The following is a 22569-nucleotide window of genomic DNA, read 5'->3' as shown; positions in this document are numbered from 1 at the left end:
CAAAGAAGAATAACAAATGATCTCAATTAATTTCTCTACTTTAAGTAAATTATTAGCAGCAAAAGAAATTAATCCTCCCCAAGCTGATATTGAAGTAGATAGTGTTACAACTGATAGCCGCACAAATTGTTGCGGCAGTATTTTTTTTGCATTACGGGGAGAAAGTTTTGATGCACACCAATTTTTAGATCGTGTGTATCAACAAGGCGCAAAAATTTTAGTGGTTGAACAACCTAATTTGGCGATCCCGTTACCGCAATTAGTCGTAGCAGATACGAAAAAAGCATTAGGACAATTAGCTGCTTGGGTAAGAACTAAAGTGAATCCAAAAGTAGCGGCAATGACAGGTTCCTCTGGTAAAACCACCGTAAAAGAAATGACGGCAGCGATTTTACAACAAACAGCGAAATCAGCTAATGAAGTATTATTTACTGCTGGAAATTTCAATAATGATATTGGCGTACCATTAACATTATTACGTTTAACCAACCAACACCGTTATGCTGTGATTGAATTAGGGGCAAATCATGCTGGTGAAATTGCGTATACTACACAATTAGCTCGCCCAGATGCAGCATTAGTGAATAACGTTGCTCCAGCACATTTAGCTGGCTTTGGTTCAATTGAGGGAGTTGCTAAGGCAAAAGGTGAAATTTACCAAGGACTAACCACAACAGGTATCGCAATCATTAATGCGAATTGTCAGTACCTTAATTATTGGCAACACAATATTGGTTCTCATCAGATTCAACAATTTTCTATTAATTCTCCTCAAGCAGATATTTACGCAAAAGAGATTCAATCTTCTGCAATCGGCTATCATTTTATTCTTTGTACCCCACAAGGTGAAACAGCGATCGATTTACCTTATTTAGGTGAACATAATATTAGTAATGCGTTAGCAGCTACTTCATTAGCGATGGCGTTAGGTGCGTCTTTGGTAGATGTTAAAGCTGGCTTAGCTTTAGGAAAACAGGTAAAAGGTCGATTATTTCCAGTAGTAGTGAATTCACAATTCACAATTTTAGACGATACTTACAATGCTAATGTAGATTCCCTAAAAGCAGCGATTGTCGTTTTACAACAATCAGCACAAACCGTAAAAATCCTTGCAGTTGGTGATATGGCAGAATTGGGGGAAAGTACAGAACAGTGCCATCAACAGGTTGCTGAGGCTGCGCAACAAGCGAATTTAAGTAAAGTGGTTAGTTTTGGGTATTATAGCGAAATCATTAGTAGTTTGTGTCATGGAGAGCATTATCAGCAAAAAGCCGCATTAATTACCGCATTGCAGCAATACATAACAGAACAGCTACAAGCAGGAAAAACAATTTTATTATTAGTCAAAGGATCTCGTTCAATGAAAATGGAAGAGATCGTCGAAGCATTTAAAGGTTTTGAACAATGTTAGTTTGGATTAGTGAGTTTTTAGTTCAGTATCACACATTTTTTAATGTTTTCTCGTATATTACTGTGCGAGCAATTTTAGCGTTATTAACCGCTTTATTATTCTGCTTATGGATTGGTCCAAAAGTAATTACTCGTTTACAGTTATTACAAATTGGTCAAGTAGTGCGTGATGATGGTCCACAAAGCCATTTTAGTAAACGTGGTACTCCAACTATGGGTGGAATTATGATTCTCGCCTCTATTGGTGTAAGTACCCTGTTATGGGCAAACCTTGAAAATCCTTATGTTTGGTTCGTGTTATTTGTTTTATTTGGCTATGGAGCGATTGGGTTTATTGATGACTATCGCAAGGTCGTTCGGAAAAATACAGATGGGTTGATTGCGCGCTGGAAATATTTTTGGCTGTCTGTGGTGGCTTTATTGGCAGTATGCGGTATGTATTACATTGGGAAAGGTACTAATGCGACTTTATTAGTTGTGCCTTTCCTTAAAGAGATTATGCCGCAATTAGGTTTATTCTATATTGTTCTTGCCTATTTTGTGATTGTTGGTACCAGTAATGCGGTAAATTTAACCGATGGCTTAGATGGATTGGCGATTATGCCAACCGTGTTAGTTTGTGCGGCGTTTGCCTTAATTGCGTGGGCAACCGGAAATATCAATTTCGCTGATTACTTGCATATTCCATATATTAAATTTAGTGCTGAATTGGTGGTGGTCTGTACTGCTATTGTGGGTGCTGGATTAGGTTTCCTTTGGTTTAATACTTATCCTGCACAAGTATTTATGGGCGATGTTGGTTCATTATCGCTAGGCGGTGCAATTGGAACTATCGCCGTTTTAGTAAGACAAGAATTTGTGTTGGTGATTATGGGCGGTGTATTTGTAATGGAAACCCTCTCAGTTATTTTACAAGTAGGTTCATACAAATTAAGAAAACAGCGTATTTTCCGTATGGCGCCAATTCATCACCATTTTGAATTAAAAGGTTGGCCAGAACCACGAGTAATTGTCCGCTTTTGGATTATTTCCTTGATTTTGGTGTTATTAGGATTAGTCACATTGAAATTGCGTTAAGCAATATTGGGGGACATATGGCAACTCGTCATTTCGATTATACTGGCAAAACAGTCACTATTGTTGGCTTAGGCAAAACAGGGCTTTCTTGTGTTGGTTATTTTGCGAATAAGGGTGTAAGACTACAAGTCATTGATACACGCCAACATCCAGCTGGTTTAGATCAACTTGCTAATGATATTCCAGTACACACAGGTAGTTTAAACACAGAATGGTTATTAAACAGTGATTTAATTGTGTTAAGTCCCGGTATTGCATTAAAGACACCAGAAATTGCACAAGCAGTTGCCGCAGGTGTTGAGGTGGTTGGTGATATCGAATTATTTTGTCGTGAAGCACAAGCACCAATAGTTGCTATTACAGGATCTAACGGTAAGAGTACTGTTACTACTTTAGTATATGAAATGGTTAAAGCTGGGGGTATCAAAGTTGGCATTGGCGGTAATATTGGTATTCCAGCGCTGTCGTTATTAACCGAACCACACGATTTATACGTACTTGAGCTATCAAGTTTTCAATTAGAAACAACCTTTAGTTTACAAGCGGCAGCAGCAACAATTTTAAATATTTCTGAAGATCATATGAATCGTTATCGCGATTTAGAGGATTATCGCCAAGCTAAATTGCGTATTTATCATCAAGCCAAAACTTTAATTGTTAATAAAGAGGATCGTTTAACTTATCCAGATGAGAATGAGCCACAACAAACATTATTAAGTTTTGCAGAAACAGGCTCAGATTATTATTTAGCGACAACAGAAAATAAAGTCTATTTAGCCACACCAGAAAAACAGTTGTTAGCACTGGATCAGCTGAAATTAAGCGGTCGCCACAATTATATGAATGCATTAGCTTCCATTGCCTTAGCACAAGCAGTAAATGTACCTGAACACGGCATTATTGAAGCATTAAAAACATTTGGTGGTTTAGATCATCGTTTCCAAACTGTACACGAAGCTAATGGGGTGCGTTGGGTTAATGATTCAAAAGCAACTAATGTAGGAAGTACTCAAGCAGCATTAAATGGATTAGAAGTTGCAGGACGGCTATATTTATTATTAGGTGGTGATGGTAAAGGCGCTGATTTTAGCGAATTAAAACCTTTGATTAATAAGCCGAATATTTTCTGTTATTGTTTTGGTCAGGATAAACAAGCTTTAGCAGAACTTTCTACACAAAGTATTATCGTTGATACGATGGAAGAAGCAATCAATGCAATTCGTCCATTGTTACAAGCAGGTGATATGGTATTGTTATCACCAGCGTGTGCAAGTTTAGATCAATTTGCAACTTTTGAAGTTAGGGGAAATGAATTTGCCCGTTTAGCAAAACAATCAACAGAATAAGGTCAGGATTAATGTTATCGAAAATAAAAGATGGGTTTTGGCGCTGGGGACGTATTACACCACAATCGTCTTTGTATGATCGTACCTTATTTTTATTGTTTATTATCCTATTATTTATTGGCTTTATTGCGGTAACTACTGCCTCATTTACCACTGCAGCTAAGTTATATGATGATCCACTCTATTTTACAATTAGAGATGGTGTTTATATTGTTACTGGCGTTACATTATTCTTTTTTGTCTTGCAAATTCCTATGGAAAAATGGGAAAGGTGGAGTACAGGACTATACCTTCTCGCCTTAATATCGTTAATTGTGGTGTTAATTGTCGGGCGTAATATTAATGGCGCGACTCGTTGGATCTCCTTAGGATTTGTTAATTTCCAACCAGCAGAATTGGCAAAATTAGCCCTAATTTGTTACCTTTCTAGCTTTTTTGTGCGTAAGTATGATGTCGTTACTACTCGACAGCTCATTTTTATTCGTCCGACCATTGTTTGCGGAATTCTAATCTTATTCTTACTTTGCCAGCCTGACCTCGGAAGTAGTGTTGTACTGTTTGTGATCACGTTTGGGATGTTATTTGTGGTAGGGGCAAAAATATTCCAATTCTTTTTATTGATCGGTATGGGTGCAAGTATGTTGATGTTTTTAATTATTATTTCTCCTTATCGAATGAAACGGGTTACTTCTTATATGGATCCATTTGCTGATGCATTTGGAACAGGCTATCAACTATCAAACTCATTAATGGCTTTTGGTAATGGAGAGTTTTGGGGGCAAGGATTAGGAAATTCTGTATTAAAATTAGAATACTTACCCGAAGCGCATACCGACTTTGTATTAGCCATTATAGGTGAAGAGTTTGGATTTGTTGGGGTATTAGTGATTGTTTTCCTATTATCAGCACTCGTATTTCGAGCATTAAAAATTGGTAAAGAGTCATTAAAATTAGAAGCGAAATTTCGCGGTTTTTTTGCCTTTGGTATTGCATTTTGGATCTTTTTCCAAGGTTTTGTGAATTTAGGTGTCACAATTGGTCTATTACCTACCAAAGGATTAACTTTCCCACTGATTAGTTATGGTGGTTCAAGTTTAATTATTATGTGTATTGCAATTGGGATTTTAATGCGAATCGATCATGAAAATCGTTTAGCAAGTGGGCATGCACATTTACGAGATGATTAGAGTTATTTATGACAAAACGTTTATTAGTTATGGCAGGCGGCACTGGCGGTCATGTTTTCCCAGCGATTGCAGTAGCAAGAGTATTACAAGCTCAAGGCTGGCAAGTTGAATGGTTAGGTACTAAGGATCGGATGGAAGCCGATCTGGTACCTAAACATGGTATTCCAATCCACTTTATAGAAATTTCAGGATTAAGAGGTAAAGGAATTAAAGCCCTTATACAAGCTCCGTTTAAAATTGTTAAAGCAATCTTACAAGCCAAGAAAATTATTAAAAAATATCAACCTGATGCTGTGTTAGGTATGGGAGGATATGTATCGGGGCCAGGTGGAGTTGCTGCTAAGTTATGTGGTGTACCAGTCATTCTACATGAACAAAATGCAGTAGCGGGCTTAACTAATAAATGGCTAGCAAAAATTGCTACACGTGTTTTACAAGCATTCCCTACTGCGTTTGCTGATGCAGAAGTTGTTGGTAATCCAGTTAGAGCAGATATGTTTCAATTACCCTCGCCACAACAGCGTTTTTTACAACGTGAAGGCAAATTGCGCGTATTAGTGGTAGGGGGAAGCCAAGGCGCAAGAGTTCTCAATTTATTAATGCCTGAAGTTGCTAAGAAAGTAGGTGATCGTATTATAATTCGCCATCAAGTGGGGCAAGGTGGCAGTGAGAAAATTCGCGCTTTATATCCAAGCAATGCTGAAGTGACCGTAACAGATTTTATTGATGATATGGCAGAGGCTTATGCTTGGGCAGATGTAGTGATTTGTCGTTCTGGTGCTTTAACAGTTTGTGAGATTGCTGCAGCTGGTGTGCCAGCAATTTTTGTACCATTCCAACATAAAGATAGACAACAATATTTAAATGCACGCTATTTGGCTGATGCGGGTGCAGCAGAAATTATAGAGCAAGTCGATTTAACCGCTGATAAAGTTGTTGCTTTTTTACAACAATGGGATCGCCAAACGTTATTAGCTATGGCAGAAAAAGCACAAACAAAAGCAACTCCTCAAGCTGCACAACAAGTTGCGGCAACGATTATTTCAGTTACACAATAAGAGAACAACATGGACGATAAAATTAAACAAAGTTTTCAACATCAAGTACGTATGGTTGTGCCAGAAATGCGCCGAGTAAAACAAATTCATTTTGTTGGTATTGGTGGTGCAGGTATGGGTGGTATTGCAGAAGTGTTATTAAATGAAGGCTACCATATTACTGGATCAGATATTCAAGAAAATGCAGTGACATTACGCTTATCTAGATTAGGTGCAAAAATCTTTTTACAACATGCAGCAACCAATATTGCAGGAGCAAGTGTGGTTGTAGTTTCAAGTGCAATTAAACCTGATAATCCAGAAGTGGTGGCTGCACGTGAAGCACGCATTCCTGTAATCCAACGTGCACAAATGCTGGCGGAAATTATGCGTTTTCGCCATGGTATTGCCGTTGCAGGAACACACGGAAAAACAACAACGACCGCGATGATTGCGATGATTTATGCGCAAGCGAAATTAGATCCGACGTTTGTTAATGGTGGGTTAGTGAAATCAGCTGGTACGAATGCTCATCTTGGATTAAGTCGATATTTAATTGCTGAAGCAGATGAAAGTGATGCGTCATTTTTGCATTTACAACCAATGGTTTCAGTAGTCACTAATATTGAACCAGATCATATGGATACTTACCACGGTGATTTTGAAGAAATGAAACAAACTTATGTGAATTTCTTACATAATTTGCCGTTTTATGGCTTGGCCGTGTTATGTGCGGATGATCCTGTGTTACAGACGTTAACCGCAAAAGTGGGACGCCAAGTGATTACATACGGATTTAGTGAAACAGCTGATTATCGTATTGAAAATTATAGCCAGACAGGTTTCCAAGGACACTATACGGTAATTTGTCCGAGTGGTGAAAAAATAGAAGTTTTATTAAATGTGCCGGGGCGTCATAATGCGCTTAATGCTACGGCAGCGTTAGTTGTTGCTAAAGAAGAGGGTATTGATAATGAAGCGATTTTAGGGGCACTGGCTGATTTCCAAGGTGCTGGTCGTCGTTTTGATCAATTAGGTTCATTTATTCGTCCAAATGGAAAAGTAATGTTAATAGATGACTATGGCCATCACCCAACGGAAGTTAATGTTACTATTCAGGCAGCACGTCAAGGATGGGAAAATAAACGTATTGTGATGATTTTCCAACCGCACCGTTATAGCCGAACTCGAGATCTCTTTGATGATTTTGTGCAAGTGCTATCACAAGTTGATGTATTGATTATGTTAGACGTTTATCCAGCGGGAGAAGCACCAATTACAGGCGCTGATAGTCGTTCTTTATGCCGTTCAATTCGTAATTTAGGTAAAATTGACCCAATTTTTTTAGCTGATCCAGCACAGTTGCCAGAGATTATGGATCAAGTGTTGCAAGATGGCGATTTAATTTTGGCGCAAGGTGCGGGAAGTGTAAGTAAATTATCTCGTCATCTCGTAGAGTTATGGAGTAAATAATGGATATTCAACAATTAAAACAAGAAAAAATTGCCGTATTATTAGGTGGAAACTCTGCAGAACGAGAAGTGTCATTAGTTTCTGGTGCGGCGGTATTAGAGGCATTGCGTTCAGAAGGGTTTGATGCTCATCCTGTAGATCCACAAACTTTTCCAGTTGAAGAGTTAAAAAAACAAGGCTTCCAACGTGTGTTTAATATTTTACATGGCCGTGGTGGTGAAGATGGTTCATTACAAGGATTATTAGAACAATTAGGTATTCCTTATACCGGGTGCGGTGTGATGGCATCCGCATTAACCATGGATAAAATGCGTACCAAATTATTATGGAAAGCCGTAGGATTACCTGTCGCTGAAATGGAAGTTATCACTCGTGAAACGCGTGCTACTTTAGATGCGCAAGCGATTGTTAACAAATTGGGCTTACCATTGATGGTAAAACCCTCTTTAGAGGGGTCAAGTGTGGGTTTAACTAAAGTAAAAAAAGTAGAAGATCTTGCTGCTGCAGTTGATTTAGCGCTTACTCATGATGATACGGTGTTAATTGAAGAGTGGTTAGCGGGACAAGAGTTTTCTGTTCCTGTCCTTGATGGGGAAGTATTACCTTCTATTTTAATTAAACCAGCGGGTGAGTTTTATGATTATGAAGCAAAATATATTTCTGATAATACGCAATATTTTTGCCCATCTGGTTTAAGTGAGCAACGTGAAGCTGAATTACGCCAATTAGTAAAACAAGCTTATGATATTGTTGGATGTCGAGGTTGGAGTCGCATTGATGTGATGACCGATGCTAAAGACCAATTTAGATTGGTCGAAGTAAATACTAATCCTGGTATGACAAGCCATAGCTTATTTCCAATGGCAGCGAAAGTCGTGGGGTATAGTTTTTCTCAATTAGTGGTTAAAATTTTGGAGTTAAGTGCTGAATGAGAAATCGTTCAAAATTTGTGTCACCAACTCGCCATCATAGAGCCTCTGTCGCATATTACAGCAAACCAGAAAAAAGTGAGCCAGTTATCAGTTTAAAAACTTGGCTGAAATTAGTTTTGTTTGCTGTGGTAGCTGGAATTCTTTATTACGGCTATTCGCACCGCATGGATCTATTTGAGAAAATGGATCCTTCTCCGATTCATTCATTTAACTTAAAAGGTAAACCTTTGTTTACCACTAATGATGATGTTAGAGAAATGCTAAAGAAATATGCGGATAGTCATCAAGGGCTAAGAGGTTATTTTGGGCAGGATGTTGAATCTATTGAAAAAATGTTTGAATCTTTATCTTGGATTAAAACAATTTCTATTAGAAAAATTTGGCCTGCTCAGTTAAATATTAGCGTAACGGAATATATTCCAGCAGCAAAATGGAATGAGGTTAATTATCTAACCTCAGATGGAGTTATCTTTACCTTACCTAAAGGTAAAATTAATGATGATAATTTACCTCATTTATCTGGCCCTGATTTTCAAGGGGTAACTACGCTAAAAGCTTGGTATGAATTAAGTAAAATTTTAAAACCTAAAAATATGGGGTTAAAATTTGTTTCAATTGATGATAGGGGCTCGTGGAACGTAACCTTATCTAATGATATTATATTGAAGCTTGGACGAGGTGAGTGGAAAGATAAAATTGATCGCTTTTTAACGATTTATCCACAAATTGAAATTCCTGAAAATAAAAAAATTGCATATATTGATTTGCGATATAATACTGGAGCAGCGGTTAGTTTTGCTGACGCACCGCAGAATACAGAAAAACAACAAAATACATTAAGTGAATAATAATTATGGCTAAGATTGATGAACCACAAATAATTGTCGGCCTGGAAATAGGCACTTCAAAAGTTATCGCCGTTGTTGGGGAATTATTACCTGATGGTGTGGTGAATGTGATTGGTGTTGGTAGCTGCCCATCAAAAGGAATTGATAAAGGCAGTATTACTGATTTAGAAGCCGTGGTGAATTCAATTCGACGAGCAATTGAAGCAGCAGAGTCAGTAGCAGATCTAAAATTGATTGCGCGTGTTACTTTAGCGATTACTGGTGAGCATATTCAAAGTCTGAATGAAAGTGGTTTTGTTGCGTTATCAGGTGAGGTCACTCAAGCGGATATTGATGAAGCAATGCATATTGCAAGCTCAGTAAAAGTAGGTGATGGCTTAACAGTATTACATGTTATTCCACAAGAGTATTCAGTTGATCAACAAACAAATATTAAAAATCCACTAGGCTTACAGGGTGTACGTCTTACTGCCCAAGCTCATCTAATTGCTTGCCATCAAGATTGGTTGGTAAATTTACGGAAAGCAGTTGAGCGTAGTGGCTTAAAAGTGGATGAAATTGTATTTTCTGGTCTGGCGTCAAGTTATTCAGTATTAAGTGAAGAAGAAAAAGAACTGGGTGTATGCTTAATTGATATTGGAGCAGGCACAATGGATATTTTAGTCTTCACTGATGGTGCATTACGTTATAGTAAAGTGATTCCATATGCCGGAAATCGTGTGACTGATGATGTTGCGCAAGGTATTTTTACTTCTAGAACCAATGCAGAAAATATTAAAGTAAATTACGGCAGTGCGGTGTTGTTATCAACGCCAGAAAAACGCAATGCTTCTGAAAAAATTATTGAAGTACCGGGGATTGGTGGCCGCCCATCAAGAGTATTAACTAAAGAGTCTTTGTCTATTATTACTTCAGCACGTTATAAAGAGCTATTAACCCTAGTGGATAAAGAGTTACATCAATTAAAAAGACACCTTAAGGAGAACAATGTGTCATCTGAGTTAATTGCAGGCATTGTTTTGACTGGTGGTGGTGCATTAATTGATGGTATGTTGGATTGTGCAACAGAAGTCTTTGGTCAACAAGTCCAGGTAAAAATTGGTACGCCATTGAATATCACAGGATTAACAGATTATGTTGATAAGCCACAATATGCAACCGTGTTAGGTTTATTACAATATACTTATTATCAAGGTTCTGGAGTACAGCCACAAATCAAAGGAATAACCGGAGAAGTGTCAAAAACAAATAAAATCGGTAATTTATTTAAAAAATTTATTGATAAAGTGAAGTCTGAATTTTGATATTCTCTATTTTTGGCATACAATAAACAGAATGTCATAATGTTTTTTAATGGTTATATAAGAGAGAGCAAATATGTTATTTGAGCCTATTGATGAAATAGTCCAGGATGCAGTCATCAAAGTCATTGGTGTTGGTGGCGGTGGTGGTAACGCATTGAACCACATGGTACAGGATGAATTCAAAGGAGTTGAGTTTTTTTCAGTGAATACTGATGCCCAAGCGTTACGTAAAAGTTTAGCTCAACAAACAATCCAAATTGGTGCTGAAATTACTAAAGGACTTGGGGCTGGTGCAAAACCAGAAGTTGGCCGCCAAGCAGCCGAAGAAGATCGTGAAGCATTACGCAATATGTTGGAAGGTGCTGATATGGTATTTATCGCTGCAGGTATGGGCGGTGGTACAGGTACTGGTGCAGCGCCAATTATTGCTGAAGTGGCAAAAGAATTAGGTATTTTGACAGTTGCTGTAGTAACAAAACCTTTCAAATTTGAAGGAAAAAAACGGATGCAATTTGCTGAAGCGGGCATCCAAGAATTGGCTAAATACGTTGACTCTCTAATTACAATTCCAAATGATAAATTATTAAAAGTTTTAGGTAAGAATATCTCTTTCCTTGACGCATTAGCGGCTGCGAATGACGTATTACGTAATGCAGTACGTGGTATTTCAGATATCATTACTTCACCAGGGTTAATTAACGTTGACTTTGCTGACGTAAAAACTGTAATGTCTGAAATGGGATATGCAATGATGGGAACAGGAATTTCTTCTGGCGAAGTTGGTGATGGTCGCGCAGAGAAAGCTGCTCAAGAAGCGATTGCTAGCCCATTATTAGAAGATATTGATATTTCTGGCGCTAAAGGTGTATTGGTAAATATTACTACTAGTGGTTTTAATTTTGCGATGGGCGAATTTGAAGCGGTAGGTGAAACTATCCATGCATTTGCTGCAGAAGATGCGACTGTAGTGATTGGTACCAGTGTGAATCCAGAATTACCAGAAGATGAATTACGTGTGACAATTGTGGCGACTGGTATTGGTGGTCGCAATGTAAATGGTGAACCACGTATTGAGATCGTGGCAAATAATACACAAGCACAAGATGCAAAAGGTAATTTTGGTGGCTATAAATTACCACCATTAGGTGAAACAACTCGTGCTGAACAATTTAGAGCAACTGAAGGTTCAGTAGGAACTGCGAATAATGGTAATGCAGTGAAGAAAACTGCATTAGAAGAGGCAAAATTATTTGATTTGCCAACATTCTTGCGTGAGAACGCAAATTAATTTTGTAAAAATGAAAAGTTTCAATGAACTATAAATCATTGATAACTGGAGTAATTATGATTAAACAAAGAACGCTAAAACAAAGTGTGAAAGTAACAGGAATCGGACTTCACAGTGGTAAAAAAGTGACATTAACTTTACGCCCTGCACCTGTAAATACAGGTGTAATTTATTGTCGTACTGATTTGCCAGAAGTCGTTTCTTTTGCAGCTGATCCTCATTTGATCCGTGATACAACACTTTGTACTTGCATGATCAATGATGACGGCGTGCGTATTTCTACTGTTGAACATCTTAATTCAGCATTAGCTGGCTTAGGTATTGATAACATTATCATTGAAGTGGATGCACCAGAAATTCCAATTATGGATGGAAGTGCAAGTCCTTTTGTTTACTTATTGTTAGATGCAGGCATTGAAGAGCAAGAAGCAGCGAAAAAATTTATTCGTATTAAAAAAGCAATTCGTGTTGAAGATGGTGATAAATGGGCAGAGTTTAAACCATATAATGGCTTTAAATTAGATTTTACAATTAATTTTAAACATCCTGCGATTAGCAATGATGTGGCACATTATCAATTAGATTTTTCAACCAAAGCCTTTATTCAACAAATTAGCCGTGCAAGAACATTCGGTTTTATGCGTGATATTGAATATTTACAAGCTCATGGTCTTGCATTAGGTGGTAGTTTAGATAATGCTATCGTGTTAGATGACTATCGTATTTTGAATGAAGAAGGTTTACGTTTTAAAGACGAATTAGTACGTCATAAATTGCTTGATGCGATTGGTGACCTTTATATGGCAGGTCATAATATTATTGGTGAATTTACCGCATATAAATCAGGACACGATTTAAATAATAAATTAATCCGTGCTGTATTAGCAGATCAAGAAGCTTGGGAACTTGTATCTTTCGATGAAAAAGAACAAGCAACACAAGGTTACTTGGCACCTAATCAAGTATTAATTTAATTATTTATAAACAAACTCTCTTATAACCCTAATAAAAAACGCACTTATAAGTGCGTTTTTTATTTCTGCTGATTATTTACTTCCAAATCTAACTGTGCTAACCATTCTAATTTTTGCTTAATTTTGATTTCAGTGCCGCGCTCATTTGGGAAATAAAGACGAGTGCCTTTTAATGGTTCAGGGAAATAATTCTCTCCTGCAGCATAAGCATGAGGTTCATCATGGGCATAACGATATTCTTTACCAATTCCCAGATTTTTCATTAATTGAGTTGGTGCATTGCGTAAATGAATAGGTACATCAAAGTCAGGATATTGCGTTGCTAGTTGTTTAGCTTGATTGAAAGCAAGGTAAACCGCATTGCTTTTTGGTGCAGCTGCGAGATAAACAATCGCTTGAGCAATGGTGCGTTCACCTTCTGCTGCACCAACTCTGGTATAACAATCCCAAGCATTTAAAGCCACATCCATTGCTCTTGGATCGGCATTACCAATATCTTCAGAAGCAATCGCGAGTAAGCGGCGAGCAACATATAATGGATCTCCACCCGCAGTGATAATACGAGCATACCAATACAATGCAGCATCTGGCGCAGAACCTCTTACAGACTTATGCAATGCAGAAATTAGATCGTAATAACGATCGCCTTGCTTATCAAAACGTGCTTGTCGTTCGCCAAGAATATCAACCATTAATTGTTGAGTAAGTTGCTTCCCTGTGGCAGTTTCTTCCGCCATATCGACCATTAACTCTAAACAATTTAATGCAAGGCGTGCATCACCATTAACATATTCTGCCAATGTCGTTAATAAGCCCTCTTCTAATTGTAAGGAAAGATTGCCATAACCCTGTTTAGAATCTGTGATTGCGCGTTGTAACACTTCAACAATTTCGGCAGCAGACAATGATTTCAACAAATATACTCTTGCACGTGAAAGCAAAGCACTATTCAATTCAAAGGAAGGATTTTCCGTAGTAGCCCCAATAAAAATAATGGTTCCATCTTCGATATAAGGCAAAAAAGCATCTTGTTGTGATTTATTGAAACGATGTACTTCATCGACAAATAGTAGTGTTTGTTGCCCTGAAAATTGATTCTGTTTTGCCCGATCAATCGCTTCTCGAATATCTTTTACGCCACTGGTAACCGCAGACAGATATTCCACTTTCGCATTTAAGCGATGGGCAATAATTTCAGCTAAAGTTGTTTTGCCTGTACCGGGAGACCCCCATAAAATCATAGAGTGAGCATGACCTGCTTCAATTGCCTTACGTAGTGGTTTGCCTTTACCGAGTAGATGCGTTTGCCCAAAATAATTATCTAATGTGGTGGGACGCATACGTGCAGCTAACGGGCGAAAATCATCACCCGCAAAATTAAGATCAAGGTTATCCATCTGAATTAGCCACTATTTTTTACGTTGATCGTCTAACTCTGCACCTTTAGGTAGGGTGAATTTGAATAGAGAGTTAGGTAATTCGGCAGTATTGATATTACGTAAAATATATAAATTAGCTTGTCCATCTTTTTCAATGGTACTAAAACTACTTAATAAGCCATCAGCATTAATCCTAATCGTAAATTGTTTAATATTACTTTTTGCATTGCGAGGTGACAGGGTAAAAACATCATCTTTTTGTTGTACTTGATATTTTGCCCAGTGGCTTTGATCATTACTGGTAAGCAATACAAATGGTGTGTTATTTACTGCTTCACTTACCCAATTTACTGTTGCTTGTTCTACAAAAGGATCATAGAACCATAATATTTTACCATCCGCTACCATTTCACTTTCTTGTGGTGCAGTGATTGTCATTTTAAATAGGTTTGGATGTTTAATTTTTAAGGTGCCTTCTCCTTGTTGTACCAATTTACCATCCGCATCAGAAACACGTTGTTGGAAACTGCTACTTAATGAACTGATATGATTTAAACGTTGTTGTAATTCAGTTTTGGCATCAGCCATTGCTGTATTGGTAAAAATTATGCTAGCCATACCCAATAAAACGAGTAATTTTTTCATAAGTTCTCCTTTTTAATAATTATTTCTTGGGGCAAGAATTTCACGCTTACCATTGGTTGGTGCTGAAAGAATTCCCTGTTGTTCCATTTGATCTAAAATACGAGCTGCACGTGGGAAACCTAAGCCTAAACGGCGTTGTAAGAACGAAGCAGATGTATTACCGCTACTTAATACTATATCAACAGCCTCATCAAATTTTTCATCTAAATCGCCATTACTATTATCATTATTGCTTGTATCATTATCTTCTTCACTATTTTCGACAATTTCTGCTAAGTAGTTTGGTTTACCTCTTGCACGCCAATCACTCGCTACACGAACCACTTCATCATCGGTCATATACGCACCATGGACACGAATTAAATCACCTTGACCAGAGTAGAGCATATCCCCTTTACCTAATAAAGCTTCTGCGCCAGATTGATCTAAGATGGTACGAGAGTCAATTTTACTCGCCACAGTGAAAGCAATTCGGCTTGGAATATTAGCTTTAATTAAGCCAGTGATAACATCTACGGATGGACGCTGCGTAGCCAAAATTAAGTGAATCCCAATTGCGCGCGCTTTTTGTGCAAGGCGGGCAATTAATTCCTCAACTTGTTTACCCACAATCATTATTAAATCGGCAAACTCATCAACAATGACCACAATATAAGGTAGTTTTTCTAATGCAGGCGGCATAGCATCCATAGTATCACCTGGTCGCCAAATTGGGTTTGGAATTGGGAGATTCATTTCTGCCGCTTGATCGATTTTACTATTAAAGCCTTCAATATTACGTACATGTAAAGCGGTTAATAGTTGATAACGGCGCTCCATTTCATCCACACACCAACGTAACGCATTCGCGGCTTTATTCATATCCGTTACCACGTTAGTAAGCAGGTGTGGAATATCGTTATACATTGAAAGCTCAACCTGTTTTGGATCGATCATAATGAATTTTACTTCATCAGGTTTCACTTTAAATAATAGGCTCAAAATCATCGCATTGACACCAACAGATTTCCCTGAGCCGGTAGAGCCAGCAACCAGTAAGTGAGGCATTTTAGCCAGATCAACAACGACTGTTTTACCACTAATATCTTTACCTAATGCCATTGAGAGCGGAGATTTAGCCTCACGGAATTCTTTACTGCTTAAAACTTCTCTTAATAACACACTATGTCGGCGATCATTTGGTGTTTCAATACCAATATAAGGTTTACCTGGAATCACTTCAGCAATCCGAATAGAACGGAACATCAAGGCACGCGCTAAATCAGTATCAATACTAGTTACTTTAGATGCTTTGGTACCTGGTTGTAATTCAATTTCATAACGAGTAACTACAGGACCAATCGTGACGTTACGCACAGTCGCTTTTACCCCAAAATTACGTAATTGATGTTCAATTCGTCGAGAGGTTTCTTGGATTTCAGCTTCAGTAATATCCGTTGTCATTGGTTTACCTTCATTTAATAAATCAAGGCTTGGCAATGGGGTAGTTGGTTTTACTGTTGAGATAGGATCAGGTTGTAATAACGGATGAACTAACGTATTACCATAAGGCTTATAATTAGGGGGTGTAAGTTGTTCAACGGGTTCATCTTCATCTTGTGATGGCGTAAGGATATGATTTAAAGCACTTTCTTGATTTAATGCTTTAGCCCGATTCACCATATCAGTCTGTTTTTGTTGCTGCATCGCTAAGAACTCTTGTCTTAAACGATCAAAATCTTCGTTATCCTCTTCGGGCTCATTATGATTAACAGAAGATGGTTGTGTTTCTTGAATAGGGTTATTCACTTGTGAAGCAAGATTAACCGTTGGCATTGCAGTCTGTGCTTGCCAATTATCTTGAGGATTGACTAAGTCCTGAGTAGCCTCGGTTGTAGTAGCGGGCGTTAAATTTGTCGATAGTGATACTGTTGGTAATTCGGTAATTTCATTAGTATCAAACACAGGGAACTCAATATTATTGAAATTATCTGCATTAACTGTGGTCGGTGTTGGTGGCACAGACTGATGATATGCGGAATTCTCAATTAATGGGGTATCAGCCACAGTATTATCTGTACTATTTTCAGGCTCTACTTGAGTAGTAGTTGGTGCGGGTGTTAGGCCAAAAATAGTCGGATTGACAAATTGATCTTGTTGCAGATGAGCAAATGCTGGGTTGCCCGTTTCTGCTGTTGGCTGAGATTGTTGCTGTTTAACTGCATGTTTAGGAAGTGGTAATTCAATTTGTTCATAATCAGCTAAAGATTTTTCAACTTCATTATTTTGAGGTGCTTCTTCAGGTTTATTTTCGTCTGTGGCCATTAACCAGTGATAAAAGCGAGGAAATACCTTAATAAATGAATTACCAGCAGAAAGGATAAAACCTATAATTGTGGTAGCAATAGTGATTAATGATAATAGCCAAATACCGATCAAAGGCAGCGTTAATTGGGTAATTACCGCACCAATGACACCACCAGCAAGATGATAAGGACTATCTGGAAGATATAACGCCGCTAATGTAGCCAAACTAACTAAGAATAATAGAAAACCAAACGAACGTAAGAAAAACGTTCCTCCTTTAAACTCAGTAATTGGATGATAGCGCAATAGATAGAGAGGAATTAAAAAAACAAAAAAAGGAATTAGGTTACCAATAGAACCGAATAAAGCGAACAGAATATCAATTAACCAAGCACCAACTACACCAGCTTTATTAATCACTGTTGGTTGATTGCTTGCGATTGTCCAAGTTGAATCCGCTGGGTGGTAAGATGTCCAAGCTACAAGCAAATATAAGCCAAAACAAGCCAATAAAAATAGCCCTAAATTAAACAAATAGAGGTTTGAACTTAGATATTCTTTCTTGATTTCAACTTGCTTAAATTGAGATAAATTGAGGTTATTCAGTTTGATATTTTTAATTTTATTGATCATTGTTATTTATATAATTTTCGATAATCTTTCAGCACCAATTTAAGCTGCTATGATAGCAACTCAAACTGGGTTAGACAAATTTCGTAGAGCAGAGTAAAGTAGAAAAATAGTAATCAATCTAATGATAGATCTCAGAATGATAACTTCACAAATGCTTATCCAGTATCTCCAAGACCGTTACCGAGTTAAACCTGACTATATTTTTGCTAAACATCCAGATTATGCGGTATTTCGTCATCCTTTAAGTCAGAAATGGTTCGGTTTGTTTATGCAAATACCGGGAACAAAGTTAGGTTTACAAACCACCACATTAAAACCAGTTTTAAATTTAAAACTCGATCCTGAATTTATTGATGTGTTAAGACAACAAACAGGTTATTACCCCGCGTATCATATGAATAAACAACATTGGATCAGCATTGATTTAGACCAAGTAGCTGATTTGTCAGAAATTGTACCGTTAATTGAAGATAGTTATTTATTAACACGTTAGTTTGGATTTGTATTATTTAAAGCGGTTAAAGTTGGCTAGCGATAATTGAAAGGTTTTTAGCCCTTCTTTATTGAAGAAGGGCTATAGAATATAAAGAGATGCTACAAATTATTTAACTGTACTTGTAACCATTGCGCTTCTAATGGATTAGCGGTCGTTAAAGCGGTTTCAAATGCTTTTTTTGCTTCCTCTTTTTTACCCATTGCGTAATAGATTTCCCCTAATAACATAGACTTGCGTCCTTGCCATGCTTGTTCAGAAACCTTATTTAAAGTAGCGATTGCACTATCAAATTGTTTAAGTTGAGCTTGTACATTCGCAAGGCGTAATGAAATTAGCGAAGACAAAGCAGCGTCTTTAGTGTTACTTAATGCTTGACTTAATGTTGCTGCTGCTTTTTCCCACTGTTTTGCATCGACTAAACTTTTGGCTTTATCTAAAAGTAAGAAAATTGCATAAACATTATCTGGATTTTCTTGGATAAATTGGGTTAATTGTGGGTTATCAGCAGTAGGATTTGCCTCAGTAGCTGCAAGAATTTGACTAAAATTTGCAGAAGATTGATGCACCTTGGTTAATTGATAACTTTGCCAATAACGCCAACCAAATACACCAGCAATAGCAAGGATTACAGCAAGGATAATGACCTTACCATTTTCTTTCCACCACTGTTTGATCTCATCGATCTGTAGTTGTTCATCACTTGTTGTATAAGCCACAATGTCTCTCCTTAACGAGATTGATAGAATGGAGTTAAATAATTAATCATCTCACTCATTGGTAAAGTAATTTGTTCAGCACCGCTGAGAAGATCTTTAATCACGATTTGTTGTTGTGCAATTTCATCTTCACCAAGAATAATGGCAAATTTTGCACCCGCTTTATCAGCACGTTTAAATTGTTTTTTGAAATTACCGCCACTGCAATGTAGTAAAACTTTCGTCTGTGGTAATTGATTACGAATTTGTTCAGCGATTTGTAATGCTGGCAATGTCGTATTTTCGCCTTGATGAATAATGTAAATATCAACATTTGGGTTGATTGGTAAGTCAGTAACAACTTCTTGAATCAATAATACTAAACGTTCTAAGCCCATCGCAAAACCAACAGCTGGGGTTGCATGACCACCAAGTTGTTCGACTAATCCATCATAACGACCACCACCACAAACAGTGCCTTGTGCACCGAGTGCTGTGGTAACCCATTCAAATACAGTTTTATTGTAATAATCTAAACCACGTACGAGTTTTTGATTAATTTCATAAGTAATACCGTATTGATCAAGAATGTTGCATAACGTTTGAAAATGTTCACGAGAATCCTCATCGAGATAATCATGTAGTTTTGGTGCATCATTTAACACTTCTTGAACTTTAGCGTCTTTACTATCTAAGATCCGTAATGGATTGGTTGTTAAACGGCGTTTACTATCTTCATCTAACGCATCAAAATGACCTTGTAAATAATCGACCAAGGCAGCACGATAATTTTTACGAGCCTCTAATGAACCGATTGAATTTAATTGTAATGTGACATGATCCGCAATACCTAAATCTTGCCAAAGTTTTGCCGTCATAATAATTAATTCAGCATCAATTAACGGATTTGCAATACCAAATACTTCTACACCAAATTGGTGGAACTGACGGTAACGACCTTTTTGTGGGCGTTCATAGCGGAACATTGGTCCGATATACCATAAACGTTGTTCTTGGTTATACAGTAAACCATGTTCAATACCCGCACGCACACAACCTGCTGTTCCTTCTGGACGTAAAGTCAGGCTTTCTTCATCACGATCGTTGAAAGTAAACATCTCTTTCTCAACAACATCGGTTACTTCGCCAATTGCACGAGCAAAAAGAGGGGTGGATTCAACAATGGGCATACGGATTTCACTGTAGCCATAACTGTTTAAACGGTGTTTAACTTTATTTTCTACCCATTGCCATAGCGGTGTATCGCTAGGCAAATAATCATTCATTCCTCGAATAGCTTGAATTATTTTTGCCACGTTAAATTCCTATGTTTAATACTTAATTAAATTTGTTCGATTTTAATTTGATTCTTTGGATCTAAAGCACTTACTCTGGCACGAATTTGTGCTTCTAATTGATCGATAATTTGTTCATTATCAAAACGTTCTTTTTGACGTTCGCCAGAAATATAGAAACCACTTTTCTTATTTCCACCAGTGACGCCAATATCAGACACTAGCGCTTCACCTGGGCCATTTACGACACAACCAATAATCGATACATCCATTGGTGTGGTAATATCTTCTAAACGCTGTTCTAAGGCATTGACTGTTGCAATAACATCGAACTCTTGACGAGAACAAGTTGGACAAGCGATGAAGTTAATTCCACGAGAACGAATACGTAATGATTTTAGAATATCAAAACCAACTTTAATTTCTTCTACTGGATCGGCAGCAAGCGAAACACGTAAAGTATCACCAATCCCTTCTGCAAGCAACATACCAAGACCAATCGCACTTTTTACTGAACCCGATCTTGCTCCACCTGCTTCAGTAATACCGAGGTGAAGTGGTTGTTCAATTTGTTTAGCTAGTAAACGGTAAGATTCCACAGCAAGAAAGACATCTGACGCTTTTACGCTTACTTTAAATTGGTGAAAGTTAAGACGATCTAAAATATCCACATGACGTAATGCAGATTCTAATAGTGCTTCTGGTGTAGGTTCACCATATTTTTCTTGTAAATCACGTTCTAATGAACCAGCATTTACCCCAATACGGATAGGGATATTTTTATCTCTTGCACAATCGACTACTGCACGAATACGGTCTTCGCGACCAATATTACCTGGATTGATCCGTAAGCAATCTACGCCATATTCAGCCACTTTTAAAGCAATACGGTAATCAAAATGGATATCCGCAACCAAAGGCACATTTACTTGTTGTTTGATTAATTTAAACGCTTCCGCTGCATCCATTGTTGGTACGGAAACACGTACAATATCTGCACCAACACGCTCTAATGCCTTAATTTGTGCAACAGTGGCTTCTACATCAGTAGTCCGGGTGTTGGTCATAGATTGAACGGCAATTGGCGCACCATCACCAATAGGTACATTGCCAACATAAATACGAGTCGATTTTCTACGTTGAATAGGTGATTGTTTTACCATAGTTTAAATTCTTATTGTTGATTGAGTGAATTATTGTTGTGCTGGTAATGTTAATTTCGCAACACGACCATCAATTTTTAGCGGTACATCCTGTCCTTGATAAGTAATTTTGACATTTTGTGGTGCACCAATAATGAGTGAATAAGGTGGTTCACCAGTAAGATCGAGAATTTCACCTTGACGATATTCACGTTCGGCTAAGGTCTTACGGTTTGCATCTTTTACACTTAGCCAACAATTTTCACCAGTGATTTCAATTTTTAAATTGTTAGGGATCACATCAGTGGCTGGTGTCGCTGTTTGGTTATTTTGATTTGCGGTAGTTGCTGCACCATCAATTTTATTCATTTCTGTGGTTAAGGCTTCTGTTGATGTATTTGGATAAGTAATATTATTTGCTTGATTACTTTTCTCTGGTTCAGTCGTTGCTGTAGGTTGTGCTGTTGTACCGGTATCAGAGGTAATTTGTTCTACAACGGCATTATTTTGTTGTTCAGCTGTGTTATCTGCTGCAGCTTGTGCTTGAGCTGTATTATTTGCAGTTGGATCAGCCGTGACTAATGTGTCTGTTGCTGGTGCAGGGGCAGATGTTTGATTAGTTGAAGCTGTTTCAGAAGTGGTGTGTTCTTCAACAAACGTTTCTCGTTCACTTGTAGAACGTTGATGATCTTGCCACCACCATAATACTGTCATACCAATGATGATGATTAATACAATCCAACTTAGTGGACGTAACCAATGATGATGAGATACATAGCGATTAACAGAATTTTTGGTACGATGATTTTTATTTAAATCATTTTTCACTTCTTCGCCAAAAGCAGTTTGCGTTTGGATTAATTCAGCGGGCAATTTCAAAAATTTTAAATAACTACGTAAATAGCCACGTGCGAAAGTCGCTGGAATATGAGAAATAATAAAATCGTTATTTTCAAATTGTTGTAAAACAGAAATTTTAAGATTGGTTTTTTCTGCAGCGTCTTCGAGGCTTAAGCCAAGTTTCTCACGCGCATTACGTAATTGCTGTCCTAAATTTACGTCATTAGAAAGTTGTTCTTGATCCATAATAAAAACTAATTTTGGTTAAAAGGAATAATTAGG

At 37.6% G+C, this 22569-nt stretch carries 19 protein-coding genes; 12 read left to right on the top strand and 7 right to left on the bottom strand.

The window, feature by feature from the left end; translation table 11 throughout:
* The first annotated feature begins 16 nt into the window (after window positions 1-16).
* The 11 genes from murF (at window position 17) to lpxC (ending at window position 12876) form a co-directional block, all read left to right on the top strand.
* A complete protein-coding gene (gene murF, locus QV06_RS07195; protein ID WP_065237551.1) occupies window positions 17-1411 on the top strand; it encodes a UDP-N-acetylmuramoyl-tripeptide--D-alanyl-D-alanine ligase in 1395 nt (464 codons plus the stop codon).
* Complete coding sequence (gene mraY / locus QV06_RS07190; RefSeq protein WP_065237550.1) at window positions 1405-2487, top strand: phospho-N-acetylmuramoyl-pentapeptide-transferase; 1083 nt, start codon at window positions 1405-1407, stop codon at window positions 2485-2487. The genes murF and mraY overlap by 7 nt, the downstream gene beginning before the upstream one ends.
* A gap of 17 nt (window positions 2488-2504) precedes the next feature.
* Complete coding sequence (gene murD, locus QV06_RS07185) at window positions 2505-3833, top strand: UDP-N-acetylmuramoyl-L-alanine--D-glutamate ligase (RefSeq protein ID WP_065237549.1); 1329 nt, start codon at window positions 2505-2507, stop codon at window positions 3831-3833.
* Between the two features lie 11 nt (window positions 3834-3844).
* Entirely contained in the window at window positions 3845-5020 is a 1176-nt protein-coding gene (gene ftsW / locus QV06_RS07180; protein ID WP_065237548.1) for a putative lipid II flippase FtsW, read from the top strand.
* A gap of 8 nt (window positions 5021-5028) precedes the next feature.
* Window positions 5029-6078 (top strand): undecaprenyldiphospho-muramoylpentapeptide beta-N-acetylglucosaminyltransferase, encoded by a 1050-nt coding sequence (gene murG / locus QV06_RS07175; protein WP_065237547.1) that lies wholly within the window; start codon window positions 5029-5031, stop codon window positions 6076-6078.
* Window positions 6079-6087: 9 nt separating this feature from the next.
* Window positions 6088-7530 (top strand): UDP-N-acetylmuramate--L-alanine ligase, encoded by a 1443-nt coding sequence (gene murC / locus QV06_RS07170; protein ID WP_065237546.1) that lies wholly within the window; start codon window positions 6088-6090, stop codon window positions 7528-7530.
* Window positions 7530-8462, top strand: coding sequence for a D-alanine--D-alanine ligase (locus QV06_RS07165; protein WP_065237545.1), 933 nt, complete (start codon window positions 7530-7532; stop codon window positions 8460-8462). Before murC ends, QV06_RS07165 begins: the two co-directional genes overlap by 1 nt.
* Entirely contained in the window at window positions 8459-9310 is an 852-nt protein-coding gene (locus QV06_RS07160) for a cell division protein FtsQ/DivIB (protein ID WP_065237544.1), read from the top strand. Before QV06_RS07165 ends, QV06_RS07160 begins: the two co-directional genes overlap by 4 nt.
* Before the next feature lie 5 nt (window positions 9311-9315).
* Complete coding sequence (gene ftsA / locus QV06_RS07155; RefSeq protein ID WP_065233571.1) at window positions 9316-10614, top strand: cell division protein FtsA; 1299 nt, start codon at window positions 9316-9318, stop codon at window positions 10612-10614.
* Between the two features lie 73 nt (window positions 10615-10687).
* Window positions 10688-11902 carry a cell division protein FtsZ gene (gene ftsZ, locus QV06_RS07150; RefSeq protein ID WP_065237543.1) on the top strand — a complete coding sequence of 405 codons (1215 nt, stop codon included), beginning with the start codon at window positions 10688-10690 and terminating at the stop codon, window positions 11900-11902.
* 56 nt (window positions 11903-11958) lie between these two features.
* Entirely contained in the window at window positions 11959-12876 is a 918-nt protein-coding gene (gene lpxC, locus QV06_RS07145; protein WP_065237542.1) for a UDP-3-O-acyl-N-acetylglucosamine deacetylase, read from the top strand.
* Between the two features lie 59 nt (window positions 12877-12935).
* Here lpxC and QV06_RS07140 read toward each other — a convergent pair whose 3' ends face one another.
* From QV06_RS07140 to QV06_RS07130, 3 genes are read right to left on the bottom strand one after another with little or no spacing between them, the layout of a single operon-like run.
* The gene (locus QV06_RS07140) at window positions 12936-14273 is read right to left on the bottom strand and encodes a replication-associated recombination protein A (protein WP_065237541.1); all 1338 of its coding nucleotides are present in this window, start codon (window positions 14271-14273) and stop codon (window positions 12936-12938) included.
* A 12-nt stretch (window positions 14274-14285) separates the two neighbouring features.
* Window positions 14286-14900, bottom strand: coding sequence for an outer membrane lipoprotein chaperone LolA (lolA, locus tag QV06_RS07135; protein WP_065237540.1), 615 nt, complete (start codon window positions 14898-14900; stop codon window positions 14286-14288).
* A 12-nt stretch (window positions 14901-14912) separates the two neighbouring features.
* Complete coding sequence (locus tag QV06_RS07130) at window positions 14913-17819, bottom strand: DNA translocase FtsK (protein WP_065237539.1); 2907 nt, start codon at window positions 17817-17819, stop codon at window positions 14913-14915.
* A gap of 136 nt (window positions 17820-17955) precedes the next feature.
* Here QV06_RS07130 and QV06_RS07125 point away from each other — a divergent pair, with 136 nt between their 5' ends.
* Window positions 17956-18312 carry an MmcQ/YjbR family DNA-binding protein gene (locus tag QV06_RS07125; RefSeq protein WP_065237538.1) on the top strand — a complete coding sequence of 119 codons (357 nt, stop codon included), beginning with the start codon at window positions 17956-17958 and terminating at the stop codon, window positions 18310-18312.
* 101 nt (window positions 18313-18413) lie between these two features.
* Here QV06_RS07125 and QV06_RS07120 read toward each other — a convergent pair whose 3' ends face one another.
* The 4 genes from QV06_RS07120 to QV06_RS07105 are packed head-to-tail and all read right to left on the bottom strand — an operon-like array spanning window position 18414 to window position 22533.
* Window positions 18414-19031, bottom strand: a complete 618-nt coding sequence (locus QV06_RS07120; protein ID WP_065237537.1) for a YfgM family protein — start codon at window positions 19029-19031, stop codon at window positions 18414-18416.
* A gap of 11 nt (window positions 19032-19042) precedes the next feature.
* A complete protein-coding gene (hisS, locus tag QV06_RS07115; protein WP_065237536.1) occupies window positions 19043-20326 on the bottom strand; it encodes a histidine--tRNA ligase in 1284 nt (427 codons plus the stop codon).
* 26 nt (window positions 20327-20352) lie between these two features.
* Window positions 20353-21468, bottom strand: a complete 1116-nt coding sequence (gene ispG / locus QV06_RS07110) for a flavodoxin-dependent (E)-4-hydroxy-3-methylbut-2-enyl-diphosphate synthase (protein ID WP_065237535.1) — start codon at window positions 21466-21468, stop codon at window positions 20353-20355.
* A gap of 30 nt (window positions 21469-21498) precedes the next feature.
* Window positions 21499-22533: a RodZ domain-containing protein gene (locus QV06_RS07105; RefSeq protein ID WP_065237534.1), complete on the bottom strand. Its 1035-nt coding sequence runs from the start codon at window positions 22531-22533 to the stop codon at window positions 21499-21501.
* Between the last annotated feature and the right edge of the window lie 36 nt (window positions 22534-22569).

The organism is Gallibacterium genomosp. 3 (assembly GCF_001678475.1).
GTDB lineage: Bacteria > Pseudomonadota > Gammaproteobacteria > Enterobacterales > Pasteurellaceae > Gallibacterium > Gallibacterium faecale.
The sequence above is the reverse complement of the archived record's forward strand: the minus strand, read 5'-3'. Positions and strand labels throughout refer to the sequence as shown.